17 protein-coding genes are annotated in these 18,062 nt (G+C 72.3%); 12 read left to right on the top strand and 5 right to left on the bottom strand.

Translation table 11 applies throughout. The features are described 5' to 3' along the window. The first annotated feature begins 4 nt into the window (after nt 1-4). A complete protein-coding gene (locus tag NIE111_RS08100) occupies nt 5-1,024 on the top strand; it encodes a coiled-coil domain-containing protein (protein WP_238683771.1) in 1,020 nt (339 codons plus the stop codon). 56 nt (nt 1,025-1,080) lie between these two features. Here NIE111_RS08100 and NIE111_RS08105 read toward each other — a convergent pair whose 3' ends face one another. Continuing rightward, the gene (locus tag NIE111_RS08105; protein ID WP_238683772.1) at nt 1,081-1,815 is read right to left on the bottom strand and encodes a carbonic anhydrase; all 735 of its coding nucleotides are present in this window, start codon (nt 1,813-1,815) and stop codon (nt 1,081-1,083) included. A gap of 227 nt (nt 1,816-2,042) precedes the next feature. Here NIE111_RS08105 and NIE111_RS08110 point away from each other — a divergent pair, with 227 nt between their 5' ends. Both NIE111_RS08110 and mycP read left to right on the top strand, forming a co-directional pair. Continuing rightward, on the top strand, nt 2,043-2,378 hold the full coding sequence (locus tag NIE111_RS08110) for a helix-turn-helix transcriptional regulator (protein ID WP_238683773.1): 336 nt from the start codon (nt 2,043-2,045) through the stop codon (nt 2,376-2,378). 50 nt (nt 2,379-2,428) lie between these two features. After that, nucleotides 2,429-3,658 (top strand): type VII secretion-associated serine protease mycosin, encoded by a 1,230-nt coding sequence (gene mycP, locus NIE111_RS08115; RefSeq protein WP_238683774.1) that lies wholly within the window; start codon nt 2,429-2,431, stop codon nt 3,656-3,658. Between the two features lie 105 nt (nt 3,659-3,763). Here mycP and NIE111_RS08120 read toward each other — a convergent pair whose 3' ends face one another. The 3 genes from NIE111_RS08120 to eccCa form a co-directional block, all read right to left on the bottom strand. Then, nucleotides 3,764-4,042, bottom strand: coding sequence for a WXG100 family type VII secretion target (locus tag NIE111_RS08120; protein WP_030329555.1), 279 nt, complete (start codon nt 4,040-4,042; stop codon nt 3,764-3,766). 25 nt (nt 4,043-4,067) lie between these two features. Next, on the bottom strand, nt 4,068-4,376 hold the full coding sequence (locus NIE111_RS08125) for a WXG100 family type VII secretion target (protein WP_030329557.1): 309 nt from the start codon (nt 4,374-4,376) through the stop codon (nt 4,068-4,070). 204 nt (nt 4,377-4,580) lie between these two features. Further along, nucleotides 4,581-8,546: a type VII secretion protein EccCa gene (gene eccCa / locus NIE111_RS08130; RefSeq protein WP_238683775.1), complete on the bottom strand. Its 3,966-nt coding sequence runs from the start codon at nt 8,544-8,546 to the stop codon at nt 4,581-4,583. Nucleotides 8,547-8,712: 166 nt separating this feature from the next. Here eccCa and eccD point away from each other — a divergent pair, with 166 nt between their 5' ends. Continuing rightward, complete coding sequence (gene eccD / locus NIE111_RS08135) at nt 8,713-10,110, top strand: type VII secretion integral membrane protein EccD (protein ID WP_238683776.1); 1,398 nt, start codon at nt 8,713-8,715, stop codon at nt 10,108-10,110. Between the two features lie 22 nt (nt 10,111-10,132). Here eccD and NIE111_RS08140 read toward each other — a convergent pair whose 3' ends face one another. Next, a complete protein-coding gene (locus NIE111_RS08140) occupies nt 10,133-11,320 on the bottom strand; it encodes a type VII secretion protein EccE (protein ID WP_238683777.1) in 1,188 nt (395 codons plus the stop codon). 164 nt (nt 11,321-11,484) lie between these two features. On the opposite strand from NIE111_RS08140, the gene eccB reads away from it, so the two are divergent. From eccB to NIE111_RS08180, 8 genes are all read left to right on the top strand, one after another. Continuing rightward, nucleotides 11,485-13,089 (top strand): type VII secretion protein EccB, encoded by a 1,605-nt coding sequence (gene eccB / locus NIE111_RS08145; RefSeq protein ID WP_238683778.1) that lies wholly within the window; start codon nt 11,485-11,487, stop codon nt 13,087-13,089. A gap of 46 nt (nt 13,090-13,135) precedes the next feature. Further along, entirely contained in the window at nt 13,136-13,546 is a 411-nt protein-coding gene (locus NIE111_RS08150; protein ID WP_238683779.1) for a hypothetical protein, read from the top strand. Beyond that, nucleotides 13,539-14,834 carry a WXG100 family type VII secretion target gene (locus tag NIE111_RS08155; protein ID WP_238683780.1) on the top strand — a complete coding sequence of 432 codons (1,296 nt, stop codon included), beginning with the start codon at nt 13,539-13,541 and terminating at the stop codon, nt 14,832-14,834. Before NIE111_RS08150 ends, NIE111_RS08155 begins: the two co-directional genes overlap by 8 nt. A 242-nt stretch (nt 14,835-15,076) precedes the next feature. Further along, nucleotides 15,077-15,397, top strand: a complete 321-nt coding sequence (locus NIE111_RS08160; protein WP_238683781.1) for a hypothetical protein — start codon at nt 15,077-15,079, stop codon at nt 15,395-15,397. A 157-nt stretch (nt 15,398-15,554) separates the two neighbouring features. Beyond that, nucleotides 15,555-16,373 carry a hypothetical protein gene (locus NIE111_RS08165; RefSeq protein ID WP_238683782.1) on the top strand — a complete coding sequence of 273 codons (819 nt, stop codon included), beginning with the start codon at nt 15,555-15,557 and terminating at the stop codon, nt 16,371-16,373. Nucleotides 16,374-16,406: 33 nt separating this feature from the next. After that, nucleotides 16,407-16,748: a YkvA family protein gene (locus NIE111_RS08170; RefSeq protein ID WP_238683783.1), complete on the top strand. Its 342-nt coding sequence runs from the start codon at nt 16,407-16,409 to the stop codon at nt 16,746-16,748. A gap of 32 nt (nt 16,749-16,780) precedes the next feature. Next, a complete protein-coding gene (locus tag NIE111_RS08175; protein WP_238683784.1) occupies nt 16,781-17,188 on the top strand; it encodes a pyridoxamine 5'-phosphate oxidase family protein in 408 nt (135 codons plus the stop codon). 220 nt (nt 17,189-17,408) lie between these two features. Continuing rightward, a complete protein-coding gene (locus NIE111_RS08180; RefSeq protein WP_091395184.1) occupies nt 17,409-18,053 on the top strand; it encodes a C39 family peptidase in 645 nt (214 codons plus the stop codon). The last annotated feature ends 9 nt before the right edge of the window (nt 18,054-18,062 follow it).

Genomic DNA, 18,062 nt, shown 5'->3' on the forward strand with positions numbered 1-18,062 from the left:
CATTGTGACGGCACCCCTACGCCGCTGGTTGACACCCGTGGTGGCCGTGATCGCCGCACTGACCGTGCTCGCCGGGCCGCTCCCGGCGCACGCCGCCCCGACGAACCCCACACCGTCCGGGCACGAGGAGGACGGCGAGCCCAAGCTGCTCAACGACGTCATCGAGCAGGCCAACCGCGACTACTCCGCCGCGAAGTCCAAGCTGGACAAATCCAAGAAGCGGCAGGGCGAGTTGGCGGCGGAGGTCAACCGCGCCAAGGCCGACCTGGACGCGCTGGCGCCGCAGGTCGGGCAGATCGCCGCCCAGGCGTACCGGACCGGCCGGATCGGCGCGGTCGCGATGCTGCTGGAGAGCGACGCTCCCGACTCGTTCGTCCAGCGCGCCGGGCTGCTCGACGAGATGAACATGGTCAACGAGAAGAAGCTCTCCGAGGTCAACGAGGTGAAGGCCCGCGCCGAGCAGGCCAAGCTGGCCCTCGACACGGAGGTCCGCGAGCAGCAGAAGCAGACCGCCCTGATGGCGAAGCGCAAGAGCGAGGCCGACAAGGCGCTCTCCCTCGTCGGCGGCAAGGGTTTCACCGGCGGCCTGGTGGATGCCACCTCCAAGGTCGCGAAGATCGGCCCGGGTCGCACTGCCGACGGTGACTGGAAGCCCCAGTCGTGCAGCGAGAACGACCCCACCACGTCCGGCTGCGTCACGCCGCGCACGCTGCACGCGTACAAGGAGGTCAAGGCGGCCGGCTTCAACCGGTTCGTCGGCTGCTACCGCCCCGGCGGGCCGTGGGAGCACCCGAAGGGCCGCGCCTGCGACTGGTCGCTGCAGAAGAGCGGGTTCTCCCCATGGCACAACAACGACACCCGGACGTACGGCAACAACGTCGCCGCGTTCCTCATCCGTAACGCCGACCGGCTCGGCATCTACTACGTGATCTGGAACCGGCAGATCTGGTTCCCGGCCACCGGCTGGAGTTCGTACAGCGGGCCGTCGAACCACACCGACCACGTCCACATGTCGCTGCTCTGACCCGCACGATCCCCGTCGAGGGCCGTTCCGCGTGACGCGGAGCGGCCCTCGTCGCGTCAGACGGTGGCAGGCGCGGCCGGGTCGGTCGACTCGGTCGAGGCCGGGGTCTCCACCGTCGCGAAGCCGGCCGGCACCGCGGCCACCGGGCGCACGGCTCCGGCGGCGAGCCGGTAGGACACCCCCACCACCGCACAGCGTCCCAGCGCCACCTCGTCGGCCAGCACGGGCGACTGCCCGAGCAACGTCTCGACGGTCTGGGCGATGTGGATGTCCACGATGCCGTCGATGTCGTCAACGCCCTCGGACGCGGCGCGGCGCAGGCTGGGCAGCACGGCGTCGACCACCGCGCGCAGATGCCCACTCGGTGCGGTACCGGTCGCGGCGGACTCCCGGGCGGCCTGCACCGCACCACACGAGTCGTGGCCGAGCACCACCACCAGCGGGGTGCCGAGCACTGTCACCGCGTACTCGACGCTGCCGAGCACCTCGGGGCCGGCGGTGTGCCCGGCGGTGCGAACCACGAACAGGTCGCCCAGACCCCGGTCGAAGATGATCTCGGCAGCCAGCCGCGAGTCGGAGCAGCCGACGATCACCGCGAACGGGTGTTGCCCGTCGGCCACGGCGGCCCGGTGCCCGGCATCCTGGTTGGGGTGGCGTGGGGCGCCATCGACGAAGCGCCGGTTGCCGGCGACCAGTTCGGCGTAGGCCCGGGTCGGCTCGCTGAGCGCGGTGGCCCGGTCGGTGGTCCGCTGCGGACCCGGCTGACCGCCGGAGCTTCCGGTATGACTCATCCCGCACCTCGTCTCGACGCGTCTGCCCTGGTCAAGCCGGCTTTCCGCCGGCCGGGCGGGCGGGCGCTGGCTCGTGCTCCACCGTCACACGCACCGTAAGATGCGTCAAGGTATGCGTGATTTAGATTTCATACGTTGACTCCGGCCGCACCCTGGGCAACCTTCCCGAGGCAGGGCGGACCAGACTCTCGCGAGGGCAGGCGGACATCCGGAAAGGCGGTCACACGATGGCGAGCACGGTGACGGACGACACCGGCGGCGGGCGGAACTGGACGTTCCTCACCAATCACGGGCACGTGCTGCTGGCCATCGCCCGCGATCCGACCGCCCGGCTACGCGACGTCGCGGCCGAGGTCGGGGTGACCGAACGGGCCGCGCAGGCGATCGTCGCCGACCTGGAGGCGGGCGGCTACCTGCACCGCACCCGGGTCGGGCGACGCAACGAATACACCCTCAACCCGGCCGGCCGGTTCCGGCACCCCGCCGAGGCCGACCGGCAGGTCGGCGACCTGCTCGCGCTGTTCGCCGACGTTCCCCCAGCGAAGGCAGAGCCCCGGGCCTGACCCCGGTCACCGGGGCCGCTGACCGACGGTCACGGCGGTAACCTTTGCGGGTGCGCGAATGCCCGCCGTTGAGCGCGACCCCGTCCCGCCGTGCCCTTCGCGGCGTCCTCAGTGGAACGCTGGCGGTCCTGCTCGGCGCCGGCCTGGTGGCACCCTCCCCCGCGACCGCCGCACCGCCCCTCTGCGGGCCCACCGGCACCGACAGCCTGGCCCAGATGCCGTGGGCGCTGCGCCGGCTGGAGCCGTCGTCGGCGTGGCCGCTGTCCCGGGGCGCCGGGATCACGGTCGCCGTGATCGACTCCGGAGTCTCCGCCGCCCACCCGCTCCTCAAGGGGCAGGTGCTCGAGGGTCGCGACTTCAACGGCCTGCCGGCCCGGCAGGGCCAGTGCGACGAGGCCGGGCACGGCACGCTGATCGCCGGCATCATCGCGGGCCGGGAGGGCACTGTCGTCCCCTTCAGCGGCATCGCCCCGGCCGCCCGCATCCTGCCGATCCGGGTTCTGCCACAGCTCGGCGCGGTCAACAACCCGCAACTCCCCGCACAGATCGCCGCGGCCATCGACTGGGCGGTCGCGCAGGGCGCCGACGTGATCAACCTGTCCCTGACCACAATTCCCCGCCCCGAACTGACGGAGGCCGTCGAGCGCGCGCTGGACAAGGGGGTGGTGCTGGTCGCCGCCGCGGGCAACCGGTCGGAAGACTCGCAGAACCTGCCGGGTTACCCGGCCGCGTACCCCGGGGTGATCGCGGTGGGCGGTGTGGACGAGCAGGGCGGCCACGTCGGCACCTCGATCAGCGGCGACTACGTCGACATCGCCGCACCCGGGATGAACATCGTCGGGCCGGCGCCCGGGAACAGCGGCTACCGCACCGTGCCGGAGGGCGGCACCAGCTACGCCGCCGCGTACGTCTCAGGAGTGGCCGCGCTGGTCCGGGCCGCCTACCCGAGTCTCGACCCGCAGCAGGTCGCGGATCGGCTGAAACGCACAGCGGACAACCCACCCGAGGGTCAGAACGCCGACATCGGGCACGGGATGGTCAACCCGTACCGGGCGGTGTCGAGCCTGCTCGGCACCAGGGCGAACCCGCCGGCCGGCGCGCTTCCGGCACCCGCCGTGCGGGACGACCCGCTGAGCTGGCAGCGCCCCACCGCGATCTGGGCGGCGGTCATCGGCGGGCTAGTCGCCGTGCTGCTGCTGGTCGCGCGACCGATCACCGCCCTTGGCCGTCGACGCGACTGGCGCCCCGGCCGGCGCACCGACGCCCCGACCGCCGGCTGAGCGGCGCACCGCAGCCCGCCGCCAACGCCTACGCCCGCCGCCAACGTCACACACAGAGCGGCTCCGGGCCGGGCGAACCGGACCGGAGCCGCTCGTGCGGATGCCTCAGCTCCACACCTTGGAGTTGCTCATCTCCGTGGTGAGGTAGTTTTCGCGGGCGATGCCCACGGCACCGCCGATCTCGTTCAGGATCCGGTTGATGTCCCGGACCGCCGCGTCCCACTTCGCCTGGTGCTGCTCGTAGGCAACCCGGTCCTCGCCGTCCCAGTGCAGCTTGGTCAGCATGGACCGCAACGTGTCGAGCTTCTCCTCAAGGGTCTTCGAGATGGCCTGCATCTGCTGGTTGCTGCTCTCGAGGACCGCATAGTCAACTTTAATCGTCACGATTTCCTCCTCTGCCGGCTACGGATCACGGGTTGAGAGCAGAGTGGAACTTGTCCAGCATCTGCTGCTGCTCTTCGTCGTTGACCTGGTGCGTCGTACCCGACTTGTCGAGCAGGTCAGCGATGCTGTCCATCGCCGTCAGCAGCTTGACGGTGTCCTCGTTCCAGCGCGTCATCAGCGACTGGAAGCCAGTGGACGCCTGACCCTTCCACGCGATGGCCAGGTCATCGACGACGTTCCACAGCTTCTTCAGCTCGCCGTCGACCTCGCTGCGCGTGGACCGCACGTCACTCGCGGCGGTATGCAGAGTCGCAGCTTCGACCTCGAACGCCATGCTTCACACCCTTCCGTCTGTTGTGGTGGCGGCTTCGCCGCACCCCTCCCCCGCGGCAAGGCAGCAACACCCCACCGACGGACACTCCTGTGAAGACCGTAGCGGAACGCGTCCAGCCCTCGCAGCCCTGACCGGTGACGTTCGATGGATGGTGGTGAATCGGGCCGGACGGCCCACCACCCCCTACCGAACGACCGACAGCGCTCAGGTCGGCTCAGACCACGCGGTCTGAATCAGCTGCTGGCCATCACGACGGCGAACCAGGGTGCCCCGACCGGGCGGTTGCGGGCTCGGCCGCAACGTGCCGAAGACCGCGCCCTCCTCCCGGTTTCCGGACATCAGCAGGCCCGGCGAGTCCAACTCGCGCAGTCGTTGCAGCACCGGCTCGTACAGCGCCCTGGACACACCACCGACCCGGCGCGTGACGATCAGGTGCAGACCGATGTCGCGGGCCTGCGGCAACAACTCGTGCAGGGCGCTCAGCGGGTTGCTGCCGCCAGAGGCCACCAGGTCGTAGTCGTCCACCAGGATGTACAGGTCCGGACCCTTCCACCAGCTCCGATCACGTAGCTGGGCGGTCGTCACGTCCGGGCCGGGCAGCCGGTTGGACAGCGCACTGCGGATCGACCCGAGCCCCTGGGCGAACGCCTGGTTCGACGGGGCGTAGTCGAGCAGGTGGTCACCCTCCACCGCCCCCAGCAGGCCACGCCGGTAGTCGGCGATCACCAACCGGGCCTGCGCCGGCGTGTACCGCTCGGTGATCCCCCGGGCGATCAGGCGCAGCAGGTTGGTCTTGCCGCACTCCGCGTCGCCGAAGACCGTCAGGTGCGGCTCGTTGGCCAGGTCCAGGTAGACCGGCGCGAGTGCCGACTCGTTGACACCGACCGGGAGACCCGGTGCCGACCGGTCGATGATCCGGGCCAGCTCCGCCACCGGCAGCCGACGCGGCAGCAACCGCACCTTCGGCGCCGGACGACCCGGCCAGTTCGCCGCCACGTGCCCGGCCAGGGACAGCGAGGCCTCGCTCAGATCGTCGATGTCGCGACGGCCATCGATACGCGAGATGGCGGTGAGGAAGTGCAGCTTGTCCCGGGTCAGGCCGCGACCGGGCGACTTCTCCGGCACGTTGTTCGCCGCCCGACGATCGATCTCGGACTCCGACGCGTCGCCGAGGCGCAGCTCCAACTTGGTGCCGAGCAGATCCCGCATGTTGATCCGGATCTCCGCCCACCGCACGGCGGTGAGGACCACGTGCACACCGAAGCCGAGGCCCCGGTTGGCCAACGTGGTGATGGTCTGCTCCAGCTCCTCGTACTCCTGGCGCAGGGTGTTCCACCCGTCCACCACCAGGAACACGTCGCCGAACGGGTCGTCGGCGAACTCGCCGGCGGCCCGACGACGGCGGTAACTCGCCACCGAGTCGATGCCGTGCTGGGCGAAACGCGCCTCCCGCTCGTCCAGGACGGCGACCACCTCGGCCACCGTCCGGCGGACCGCCTCGACGTCACGCCGACCCGCCACCCCGGCCAGGTGCGGCAACCGCTCCATGCTGCGCAGCGCGCCCCCGCCGAAGTCCAGACAGAAGAACTGCACCTCCCGCGGCGTGTGCGTGAGCGCCAGCGAGGCCAGCAGCGTACGAAGCATCGTGCTCTTGCCACTCATCGACCGGCCGACGATGACCACGTTGCCGCCAGCCCCGGCCAGCTCGACCATCATCGGGTCGCGGCGCTGCTCGTAGGGACGGTCCACCACACCGACCGGCACCGTCAGTCGCCCGCGCCCGGGCCAGGAGGCGGTGCACAACCCATAGGTCGGGTCCACCGCCAGCGGACCGAGCAGCTCACCCAGGCCCGGCGGGTCGGCAAGCGGCGGCAACCACACCTGGTGCGCCGGGCGGCCCCGGCCCTTGAGCTGGTCGATCAGCACGTCGAGCATCGCGACGGCCTTGCCGTCGGCCGGCTGCTCCGGCTCCGGAGCGGTGGCCACCGGCACCTGCGGGACCTGCACCGGAACGAAGTCGAGACCGTACGGCACGATCCGGCGCTGCACCAGCGCCTGCGAGGCGGACGCCTGCTGCCCCGGCGCCCGGTACGCCCCCGACACGTACGCGGCCCGGAACCGCAGCATGGTGCTGGTGTCCGTCTTCAGGTAGCCGTGGCCCGGCGCGTTCGGCAGCTCGTACGCGTCCGGTACGCCGAGCACGATCCGGCTCTCCACGGCGGAGAACGTCCGCAGACCGATCCGGTACGACAGGTGCGTGTCGAGGCCCCGCAGCTTGCCCTCTTCGAGGCGCTGGCTTGCCAGCAGCAGGTGCACGCCGAGGGACCGACCCAACCGGCCGATCATCACGAACAGGTCGATGAAGTCCGGCTTGGCGGCGAGCAGCTCGCTGAACTCGTCACAGATGATCAGCAGGCTGGGCATCGGCGCCAGCGGCTCACCGGCCGAGCGCGCCTTCTCGTACTCGAAGCGGGAGACGTAGTTGCCGGCCGCCCGCAGCAGTTCCTGCCGGCGCACCATCTCGCCGGCGAGCGCGTCGCGCATCCGGTCGACGAGCGGCAACTCGTCGGCCAGGTTGGTGATCACCGCGCTGGTGTGCGGCAGGGCCTCCAGCGAGGCGAAGGTCGCGCCGCCCTTGAAGTCGACCAGGACGAAGTTCAGTTCCTCCGACGAGTGGGTCACCGCCAACGCGGCCACCACCGTACGCAGCAACTCGCTCTTGCCGGAGCCGGTCGCACCGATCACCAGGCCGTGCGGGCCCATGCCCTCGTGCGCCGACTCCTTGAAGTCGAGCTCGACCACGTTGCCGTCCGGGCCGACGCCGAGCGGGATGCGCAGCCGGTCGCGGTGCCCACGCGGGCGCCAGGTGTTCTGCACGTCCACCGCCGCGGCGTCACCGACGCCGAGCAGATCCGGCAGCTCCGTGCTGCGGGCCAGCGGCTCGTCGCCGCCGGTCTGCTGCTGGGAGAGCCGGAAGGGGGCGATCTGTCGGGCCAGCCCCTCCGCGGCCTCGGCGCTGAGCCGGTCGGGCCGACCCAGCGTCGACGACGAGCTGCCCCGGACCAGGTCGAGTGAACCTCCGTCATTGACGTCGAGGCAGAGCAACCAGCGGCCGGCGTCGCGTGGCACCGTCCCGGAGAGGTCGATCACTGTGGCGCCGAGCAGCCCTGGACCAACCAGCTGGCAGGTCGGCGAGATCTCCCCGCCGTCGATCACCACGACCAGGTGCGGGGCGGTGGTGAGCGGCTTGGCCTCCGGCGCGAACCGGGGCCGCCCGGCCAGTTCGGCGGCGAGCGAGGCCTCGGCCTCGGCCAGGCTGGCGAAGACCAGACGGCGCGCGCCGGCCGCGTCCGTACGACCGCTGTGGTGGGCGTGTGGCAGCCACTTCACCCAGCCCCAGGAGGACTGCCGGTCGGGTGCGGCGACCACCGCGATCACCAGGTCGTCCGGTGCGTGGAAGGTGGCCAGCTGCCCCAGCGCCGCCCGGGTCAGGTCGAGCACCGGCTCGCGGTCGCCGCGCAGCACCACCCGACTGAACGCGCGAACCGACAGCGCCGTCGGCAGTTCGGGCACAGTGGAGTGTGCCCGGACGAACCGGCGAAGCGCGATCGCGCTCATCGGCTCCAGGTCCTCCACCGGCTTCGTCTCCGGTGGAACGATCTCCACGGCGAGCCGCTGCGGGCCGAGGGCGATCCGGGTCTCGCCGAAATCGTCCTCGGTGATCCGCCGCTCCCAGAGTCGCCGGGACGCGGCGATCGACCAGAGCGCGTCGGGCTCCGGGTGCCGCCAGGCCATCGCGGCCCGCTGCTGCTCGGCGGCACGGCGGGTGCGCTTGCGCATCTGCGCCAGGTAGCGCATGTAGTCGCGGCGATCAGCGTTCAGCTCCGCCTTGTCCTTGCCACCGCTGTTGGCCAGCGAGCCGATCGCCATGCCGAGCATCGAGACACCGAACAGACCACCGGCGACGTAGGTCATCATGCCGCCGCCCTTGCCGGCGTAGAGGAACGCCATGGCACCGACCCCGCAGAACATCGGCAGGATCATGAGTAGCTGCCCCATCCCGCGGGGCGTCGGCTCGGGCAGCTCGGGAGGCGACTCCAGCAGCACCTCGCCGCGCGGCAGGGCCGGCCCCGGCTGACGCGGGAGCCGGCGGAACACCACAGTGCTCACGGCTGTCTCCTCCCCAGAAGCGGCCCTGATGACGTGCGGCCCGCGGAACACCGCCCGCGGGTGGGCATCGTACGTGCCGTCATCGTAGGTAATCTGCCGTGTGCGCGGTGGACCCGGACCGCGGCATTCCAGCCAGCCGATCACAGACGCACACCTGGAGGCCACTGTGGCGACGAAGACGGCGACCGGTGGTCTCAGCCGAATCACCATCGTGGCTCCGCGTACCCGGATGGATCTGGCGCTGCCGTCGGACGTGCCGTTGGCCGACCTGCTCCCCACCCTGCTGCGCTACGCCGGCGAGGACATGGCCGACGAGGGTGCGCGGCACGGCGGATGGGCACTGTCCCGATTGGGCGGTGCCCCCCTAGACGGTGGTCGTACCGCTGCGCAGCTCAGCGTCCGCGACGGTGAGGTCCTCTACTTCAACCCCCGCTCCGACGCCGCACCGGAGATCGTCTTCGACGACGTGGTGGACGCGGTCGCCACCGCCACCAACCAGCGCCCCGGCGCCTGGCAGGTCGGCGCGACCCGCTCCTTCGCTGTGGTCTTCGCGGCGGCGGCGTTCGGCGCCGGCGCGCTGGCCGCCCTCTTCGCCGGTCCGCCCCACCTGCCCGGCGCGTTGGCCGCGCTGCTGGTAGCGGTGGCGCTGCTGGTGGGCTCGGCGGTGCTGTCCAGGGCCGCCGGTGACAGCGGCATCGGCTCGGTGCTGGCCCTGGTCGCCCTGGTGCACGCGGCCACCGGCGGCCTGCTGCTGCTCGCCGGCGATCGAGCGCTGACCGACCTGGCCAGTCCGCATGTCCTTCTCGCGGCGACCGCCGCCGTGGTGGCCGGCGCGGTGGCCGTGCTGGCGGTCGGCGACCGGTACCCCCTCTTCTTCGCGGCGATCGGTGTCGCGGCCGCGACCGGCCTGGGCGCGGTGCTCTGCCTGGCCCTCGGCCTCGACGCGGCGGCCTCCGCCGCGGTGGTGGCGGCTGTCGCGTTCGGCGTGGTGCCGGCGCTGCCGATGATGGCCTACCGGCTGGCCCGGCTGCCGGTGCCGTCGATTCCGACCGGCCCGGAGGACCTGAAGACCGACAGCGAGTCGGTGGACGGCAGGCAGGTGCTCCAGCAGAGTGAGCGCGCCGACCAGTTCCTCACCGGTCTGCTGTGGACGGTGTCGCTGCTGGTGCTGGGCGCGCAACTCGTGCTGGCCCTGGACGGGCGCCTGCCCGCGGTGCTGCTGTGCCTGGTGCTGGCCCTGCTGGCGCTGCTGCGGGCCCGCCCCCTCCTGGGCCGTTCCCAGCGCACCCCGGTGCTGCTGGCAGGCACCGTGGGTCTGGGCCTGGCCGCCGCGACCACGTTCGCCGGTGGGTCGCTGCCGGTCCGGCTCGGCCTGATCCTGGGCGGTCTGGTGCTCGCCGCGGTGATCAGCCTGATCTACGGTCTGACCGTCGCCGGCAAGCGCATCTCGCCGGTCTGGGGTCGCCTGCTCGACATCGCCGAGATCCTGCTCATCATCTCGCTGGTGCCGCTCGCCTTCTGGGTCTGCGGCCTCTACGGCTGGATCGTCAACCTCCGCCCCTGACCGCGCGCCGCCGCCGCACCGGTCAGCGCGACCGCGGACCGGCGGAGACGCCCAGCGCCGACGCGACCGGAGCGGTCGCGTAGACGCCCGGAGCATGCTGGCCGTCCATCGGCCGGGTGGACGCGCCGACCCGGCCGGCGACCTCACGAACCACCTTGACCAGGGCCTCGACGTGGTTGTCCATCGCGGCAACCCGCAGCAGCGGTGCCGCCACCCGACCGTCCGACGAGACGGTCACGGCCACCGTGTGCGACGGCGCCGAGGTCGCGGTGATCGCGTCGACCAGCGGACCGAGCTGCGCGTCGAAGCGGCCCCGCAGCGCCATGCAGCGGTGCGTCCAGCCGCCGCCCCGCAACCCACGCCAACTCTCCGCCGGCGCCTCGGGCACCAGGTCCAGACCGGCGGCCGAGACGATGGCCGCGCGTAGCTCCTCCCGGCCCAGCGGGCGATGGGCCAGCCCCGCCGAGGTCAGCGCCTTGCCGAGCCGGCCGATCCCGGCCGCCACCGTCCGGTGTACGCCGGTCAGCCCGCCGCCCCGGCTCACGGCCTCGACCCGCGCGTCCCGGACGGTGAGCCGCACCGCGACCCACACGGTCCGGTGGGCAGCCGGCGGCGCACCGGGTGCCGGGTACCAGACCAACGTGTGCGCGACGACCTGGGCCCGGGAGACCGGGGCGCTGAAGTCCGCGAGCACCCGCAGCGCGTGGTCCACCGCGGCGGCGTCGACGGAGCCGACCGCCGCACCGGTCGCGGACTGCAGGGCGACGGCGGCGAACCAGCCCTGGTCGTCACGCCCGATGCCGAGCCGGGTGCCCCGGTCGGTCAGCTCGATGACGCTCAGCTCGGGAGCGAGCGCAGCCAACCTCGGGTCGGTCGCCGTACCGCTGGCCAGCGCTGCCGACGCCCGTTCGCCGCGTCGCCGCAACCGCTGGCGCAGCAACAGGTCCTCGAACCACCAGCGGCCACCCCGACGGGCGAAGGCGGCCAGGACCACCAGCAGCGCCGTGGCGCCGGCCGCGGCGAGCACCCAGCTGGGTCCGGCGGTGGCGGCCCAGACGCCGACCAGGCACAACTCCAGTACGACGAGCTGCCCGACCAGCACGGGGCCGACCCGCCCACGGCCGGGCCGCTCGGCCGGGGGCGCCGGCCGGGTCGGAACGTCGACAGGGTCCGTGACCGCTCGGACGGGTGCCGCCTGAACCTGCGTCATCGCTGACTGTCCCTCCTGCACGGTACGACTCTGCGCCGGGGTCTCCTCCGGTGCCGGCCACGAGCGGTGGTCCCAAGGAACCACCGTCGGCCCCTTATCGTAGGGAAGCCCGCGACGGCACCCCGACCCTGATCGTCGCGGATCCACCCCGCCGGAGGTAAGTCATGCGGACCCGCCGCGATCAGGTGCAGGCGTACCGCTTCGTCACCCGCCGCATCGTCTCCGCCTTGCTGTCGGGCGATCCGGAGACCACCAACCTGCCGATGCGACGGCTCGGCATGGCCGTCTTCGGCAGTGTCCTCACCGCGGCCATCGTGCTCGGCGGGGTGGGTGCCTACGGGCAGTTGACCGGTGGCGCGGCGCCGCTGGACGATCAGACCCTCGTCATCGAACGGGAAACCGGCGCGACGTACGTCTTCATCGAGGGCAAGCTGCACCCGACGCTGAACTACACGTCGGCGCGCCTCATCGTGAACGACGCGAGTGCCCAGGTGCGGACGATGTCCCAGGCGTCGCTGCGGGACCGGCCCCGCGGCGTCACCGTCGGCATCGTCGGGGCACCGGACGCCCTGCCGGACCGCAAGTCGCTGACCGGGCTGCCCTGGTCGGTCTGCGACGTGCCCGACCCGGTCGACAGGCAGCGGTCCAGCACCCGGCTGGTGATCGACCGGGCCCTGCCCGGCGGCACGCCGCTGGGTGACCGGGCGGTGCTGGTCTCGGTGAACGACCAGCGATACCTGGTCACCAACAACACCCGGCTCCAACTGCTCGATCCGTCCCGCACGATCACGGCGCTACGGATGGCCGGCACCGAGCGACTCCAGGTCGGGCAGCAGTTGCTCAACGCCGTGCCGGCCGGGCCACCGCTGCGCCGGCCGTCGCTGCCGGGTGAGGGCGAGCCCAGCAGTCGCACGGTGGCCGGGCAGACGCACGACGTCGGTTCGGTGTTCAAGGCCGCCGGGCGGCACTACGTGCTGACCCGGGACGCTCTTGTCTCGATCAGTGAGATCACCGCTCTGCTGCTCGTCAGCAACGGCGGTCGGATCACCGACATCACCCCGAACCAGGCCAGCGAGGCGTTCGAGGAGCGGCGGATCGAGGAGGAGGGGGTGCCCTCGACGATGCCCGCCCTCTACCCGGCTCAGCCCGGTCAGACCACGCTGTGCGCGACGTACCGCAAGGGCACCGCGGGCGGCCCGCCGACCACCACACTGGAGGTCTTCGACCGGGTGCCGACCGAGTTGACCGACAGCGATCCGGGCCTGGTGCCGGTGCGCCAGACCAGGCGCGACGCCGTACGCACCGCCGAGGCGGTGCTGCTGCCCGGCGGCAAGGGTGTCATCGCACAGGCCTCACCCGGTGCCGGGACCAGCGGTTCCGGCGCCGCCGGGTCGACGATCTACCTGATCAGCCCGCAGGGCATCCGGTATCCGCTCGGCTCGGCGGCGACACTGGACGTGCTCGGCTACGGCGGAATCACCCCGCTGGCGGTGCCCGGCTCCCTGCTCGCCCTGATCCCGACCGGGCCGACTCTGGATCGCGAGGACGCATTCGCCGTCTTCACTGCCGACGGGCCGGCACCGTCCGCACCACCGTCGGCCGCGTCGGAGCCCGGCTCACCATCCGCTGCGCCGCCCTCGGGCACGCCGTCCGCGGCGCCACCGTCGGGGTCGTCGTCCGCGGCGCCACCGTCGGGGTCGGCCAGTGGCACCCCGTCGAGCGGTGGGACCGGTGGGGGGTCCACGGAATCGACCGACGCCGACGGCTGAGCAGCTTCGACGGGTCGCCCGGAGTCGCACTGGTGGACTAACCTGAATGTCGCTGACGGTTGTCAACCAGAACGACGGGGATGTTGCCATGGCCGGGCGTACGGAAGTCGACCTGTTGTCCCTTGAGGACTTCCACGAGCACCTGGCGTCGCGGTTGAGTCAGGCCGAGTCGGTGCTGCGCAAGCTCAACACCGAGATGCAGTGCCGTCCTCCGGCGCTGGGCTCGTTCTTCGACGCCACCGACAAGGCGCGTCGCTACAGCGAGGTCCACCAGTCCTATGTCGAGCAGGCCGAACGAATCCGGCAGGCGGTGCTGGCGGCACAGCAGGCGACCAGCACGATCCTGAGCAACTACCGCACCGCCGAGGCGCGTAACGCCGCCAACGCCGACGACGTCACCGCCGCGCTGACCCCTGTCGACCGGGCGTTGCAGCCGAAGGAGGACGGGCGTGTCTGAATACACCCAGCGCTACCAGGGCAACAGCCACCAGCAGCTGTACGACGGCCTGATGGCGGGCAAGCCGGAGCAGATCGAGGGCGTGGCCACCCAGTGGGCCGAGCTCAAGGGCATCCTCGACGGCCTCGGCCGGGAGTTGAGCGGCGACCTCGACAAGCTGAGCAACACGTGGACGGGTTCGGCGGGTCGGGAGTTCCACCGGCGACTCAGCTTCATCGTCGCCCACAGCGACGCGTTGGGCGAAGGGATGGCCGGCATCAAGCAGGGGTTGACCATGATGGCCGACCATCTGCGCGCCGCCCACAAGGAGGCCGAGAGCCCTGAGGAGACCGACGACAACGACAAGGCGATCGGCGGTGCGATCAAGGGTGGTGCCACCTTCGGGCTGACCGGTCTGATCATCGGGGGCATCGCGGGTCACCAGCAGGACAAGGCAGAGCAGGAGAAGGCCCACCAGCGGATGGTGAACCTGGTGGCCGGCCTGGCCAACAGTTACGAGATCTCCGCCTACGACCGGGTTGTCGAACCACCCCCGCCCGACCCGGACACTCCGACCACCGCCCGCAAGGATCCGACGACGCCACAGAGTGTCTCGGCCATCGCCAGGGTGTCCGGCGGTCCCACCACCGGCGCTGACACCGCGCGCACCGGTGACGCGACCATCTCGTCGCCCGACCGGGTTGCCCAACTGCCGGGCGACGGTTCGACTCCGGGTGAGGTCGGCTCGGGCACCGGTGGCAGCCCGGCTGTCGGCGCCGCGCCGATCGGCGTTGGCAGCGACCTCGCTGACCGCGGCACCTCCCTCGCCGGAGCCGACCCCCTCGTCGGTGGCGCGCTGCTCGGCGGTGGTGCTGCCGGGCTGGTCGGGCTGTCCGGGCCGGCCGGCGCGCCCACTGCGGCGAGCACCGGTCCCGGCCTGCTCTACGGAGCACAGGGCGGGTCACCGGCCGGCGGGGTGTTGCGCAGCGGCGCGCTCGCGGGCTCGGGCAACGCACCCCCCGCCTCGGCTCGACCGACCGGCGGTGGTGCTCCCCCGGCGGAGACCCGCGCCGCCAACGGGGTCGGGCGCAGCATCGACGGCCAACGCGGTGGGAGCGGCGGGCGCCCGGCCATGACCGGCGGCAACGCCCGGCCGGGGTCCGGCGGCGGCCGGCCCGGTGTGCTCGGCGGGCAGGGTCGAGCGCAGGACGACGACTCCGACGAGCGGCTGACCTGGTTGACCGAGGACGAGATGGTGTGGCAGGGCGACGACAAGGCCGCGCCTCCGGTGCTCGGCACCAGCGACTGATGACGGCCTGACGCCGGCACACACCACCAGCGGTGCCGCCCCCGGCGACGCACGGTGCCCCCGATCGGACCTGGTCCGGTCGGGGGCACTGCCATTCCTGGGCCCCGACCGTCGGCGTCCACAGTGCGCATGGTGGTGGCGGTCACGCCCGCGCCGTCCATCGCCGTGCTGCGGTAGGCCAGGACGGACGATAGGTTGGTCTGGTGTCGTCCGCAGCGTCTGTCCGCCCAGCCAGGTGGGCTGTGCTGCGGTCACTGCGGGAACTGACCCGCCTGGCGGTCACCGCGCTGGTGCTCGCGGTCGGCCTCGGTGCCGCTCTCGCCGCGACCCCACCGCCCGCCCCCACACAGCTGCGGCCCAGTGCCGTGAGCAGCCGGGTGCCGAGTGTCCGCCCCGATGCCGTTCCGGCCAACCAGCGGGCCGCCCAGCCCGCTGAAGCCCCGCCGGCTGGCACGTTCGATACCGCCACGGCGACCGGTCCGGTCGCGGCGGGCCCGGTGCACGTCCCGGCCATCGATCCCGGCCGTGGCTCTCCTGCACGACGCGGCCCGCCCGCCCGCTGAGCCAGGCCCGGCGACCCCCGGGGCCCGATCCCGGCTGATCATCCCGCACGGCACCCTGAGGTCGCCGTCGACGGGACCATCCCGCCACCGGGCCGACCGGCGATACCGGGCCCTCTGCCGCCCGTCGATACCCGCCTTCGACCGCGAGGTGCTGATCATGCAAACCATCCTCTCCGCCGTCCTGCCAGACCTCTCCCGGGCCGCCGTCATCTGGCTGAGCCTGCTCGGGGTGGTAGCCGTCGCTGTCTCCGCTCTCCTGCTGCGGCCCGGCCGATTCCGCTTCGACCCGGGCTCCCGGATCCGCCGCGCCGCCATGCCGAGCCACCTTGAGCAGGCTCAGGAGGAGCGGGAGCAGAGCCGCTACGCGCAGGAGGTCGCGGTGGCGGCGGAGCGGGCGACCACCACAGTGCGGCGCCGCCGGGAGGAGTGGGTGGCCGCGCAGGAGGCGGTCGAGGCGGCCTGGCTGGCGTACGAGGCGGCCGAGGCCGGCGTACGGCGGCTCGACGCGGCGGCCGCGATGCCGCTGCCGCACACCGCACGGACCCCCGCGGAGTACGCGGACCGCGAGCGCTACCTGCACCGGGCGGCACTGGATGCGTACTGGCGGCGGGAGCTGTCGGTGGAGCAGCTCAGCGACGTCTTCGCGCACCGCGACGGCTGGGACCCGCGACTGCACCCGGTCGAGCAGGAGCTGGTGCTCCAGCGGGCGATCCGAGACAACCTGGCGGCCCGGCACGCCGCAGCCCGCGAGCGGGAGCAGACCGCGTGGCGGGCGGCGGAGTTGGCGGTGGCCGCGGCTCGCAGTCTGCGCGAGGAGGCGCACGCCGCGACCGGTCGACGGGTCGCCGAGTCGGCGTCGGTGCTGCCGCTGAGCGAGGTTGCCCGACCGGTGGGCGCGCAGCCTCGGGAGAACGTCGAGCAGACCCGGGAGAACAAGGTGACCGCACGCGGCCGTGCGACGGTGCCCGCGTTCTGAGCCGCGCGGGCCCGGGTGGGTTAGCGTGACGGCATGTCCCGACAGGCGTGGGTCCTCGTGGTGATCGCCAGCATCCTGGCGCTCGCCACACTGGTCGGTGCCGTGGTGCTGGCGGTGCGGGTGGTGCGTACCCGGCGGATGCTGACCGGGCTCGGCGCGGGCGGCAAGGTCGCCTTCTACGGGGCGCTGATCTACACGATCTTCCCGGTCGACGTGCTGCCGGACCCGATCTACCTGGACGACATGGGGGTCCTGGCCGCCGCGCTGATCTACCTGACCCGGCTGGTGCACCAACGTCGGGCGGCGGGTCGGCAGCTGCCCGGTCAGCCGGACGCGCCGACGGATCGGGGTCAGGTGCGCCGCCGCGTGCCATGATCGGGGTCGGTTCGGCGGACAGGGGACGGGGCATGACGGGCGATCATCGGTTGGACGTGCACGATGAGCGGGTTGTCGCCTTCTGCGCCGAACGACACCTGGCGACGCTGACCACACTGCGGGCGGACGGCACCCCACACGTCGTACCGGTCGGGGTGACTCTCGACCCGGCGGCCGGCCTGGCCCGGGTCATCACCTCCGGCGTCTCCCGGAAGGCCCGCCAGGTGGCGGCTGCCGGCACGGCGGGCGCTGCGGTGGCCGTGTGCCACGTGGATGGCCGCCGCTGGTTGACGATCGAGGGCCGCGCGGTGCTGCGGTCGGATCCGGCCGCCGTGGCCGAGGCGGAGCGGCGGTACGCCGAGCGATATCGGACACCACGGCCGAATCCGGAGCGGGTGGTCATCGAGATCACCGTGACCAGGCTATTGGGCAGTCTCTGAGCTGACAGTTTGTCCCCGACGACCGGTTCGGGTCGGGCAGGGACGCCGCGCGACACCGGTGCCCGCAGTCGGCGGAATTCTCCGTGGAGCAGAGCGGTTACGCCCTCGGTACGCCCAGGGCCGAGACCACCAATGGTCGGCCGTGTTGCGCCGAGCGCCATTCCCGGTGCTGCCGCCCTCCGCTGGCCGGAGGCGCCAACCCCCGAACGGAGACTCGACCATGAACCCGATCGTCCAGAAGAGCGGCCTGTCCGTCGTCGGCCTGCTCGTCGCCGGCGGCTGCGCCCTCGGCCCTGCGGTGGCCGCGCAGGCCGCCCCGGCTCAGGCGGCCCCGGCCTCGTCGAGCCAGAACGACCGGCACGCCGAGCGGATCCTCGGCGTCGACTACCAGGCCCAGCCGAACTTCTACTACTGCGGCCCGGCCGCGACCCGGATCGCGTTGTCCGCCCAGGGCAAGGCGCTGTCCCAGGACGAGGTGGCTCGGCTGCTCGGTACCACCGAGGCGGGTACCCCCTCCGCCCTGGACACCACCCGGGTGCTGAACGAGCTGACCGGTGGCAAGTACCGGACCACCGAGATCCGTGATTCGGTGGCCCGCCCCGACCAGGTCGAGCAGCTGCGCCGTGACGTGCTGGCGGCGGTGGACGCCGGTCGCCCGGTGGTGGCCAACATCAAGGGCACGACGGTGGACACCGACGGCAACCCGCACTCGTACGAGGGTGGCCACTACCTGACCCTGGTCGGCTACCGCGACGGTGGTGACACGATCCGGGTCGCCGACCCGGCCGACCCGGCGTTGGGCGAGTACTGGATGAGCCTGCCGAAGGTCGCCAACTGGATCGCCGAGCGCGGCTACTCCTCCTGATCACCACGG

It is taken from the genome of Micromonospora hortensis, from assembly GCF_022230935.1.
Lineage (GTDB): Bacteria > Actinomycetota > Actinomycetes > Mycobacteriales > Micromonosporaceae > Micromonospora > Micromonospora hortensis.

Excerpts from the sequence above, each read along its gene's own strand:
- NIE111_RS08110 (WP_238683773.1), top strand. The coding sequence starts at position 2,043 with ATGGCGAGCACGGTGACGGACGACACCGGCGGCGGGCGGAACTGGACG.
- NIE111_RS08170 (WP_238683783.1), top strand. The coding sequence starts at position 16,407 with ATGTCCCGACAGGCGTGGGTCCTCGTGGTGATCGCCAGCATCCTGGCG.
- NIE111_RS08125 (WP_030329557.1), bottom strand. The coding sequence starts at position 4,376 with ATGGCGTTCGAGGTCGAAGCTGCGACTCTGCATACCGCCGCGAGTGAC.
- NIE111_RS08180 (WP_091395184.1), top strand. The coding sequence starts at position 17,409 with ATGAACCCGATCGTCCAGAAGAGCGGCCTGTCCGTCGTCGGCCTGCTC.
- NIE111_RS08175 (WP_238683784.1), top strand. The coding sequence starts at position 16,781 with ATGACGGGCGATCATCGGTTGGACGTGCACGATGAGCGGGTTGTCGCC.
- NIE111_RS08165 (WP_238683782.1), top strand. The coding sequence starts at position 15,555 with ATGCAAACCATCCTCTCCGCCGTCCTGCCAGACCTCTCCCGGGCCGCC.
- NIE111_RS08150 (WP_238683779.1), top strand. The coding sequence starts at position 13,136 with ATGTCGCTGACGGTTGTCAACCAGAACGACGGGGATGTTGCCATGGCC.
- eccB (WP_238683778.1), top strand. The coding sequence starts at position 11,485 with ATGCGGACCCGCCGCGATCAGGTGCAGGCGTACCGCTTCGTCACCCGC.
- NIE111_RS08140 (WP_238683777.1), bottom strand. The coding sequence starts at position 11,320 with ATGACGCAGGTTCAGGCGGCACCCGTCCGAGCGGTCACGGACCCTGTC.
- NIE111_RS08105 (WP_238683772.1), bottom strand. The coding sequence starts at position 1,815 with ATGAGTCATACCGGAAGCTCCGGCGGTCAGCCGGGTCCGCAGCGGACC.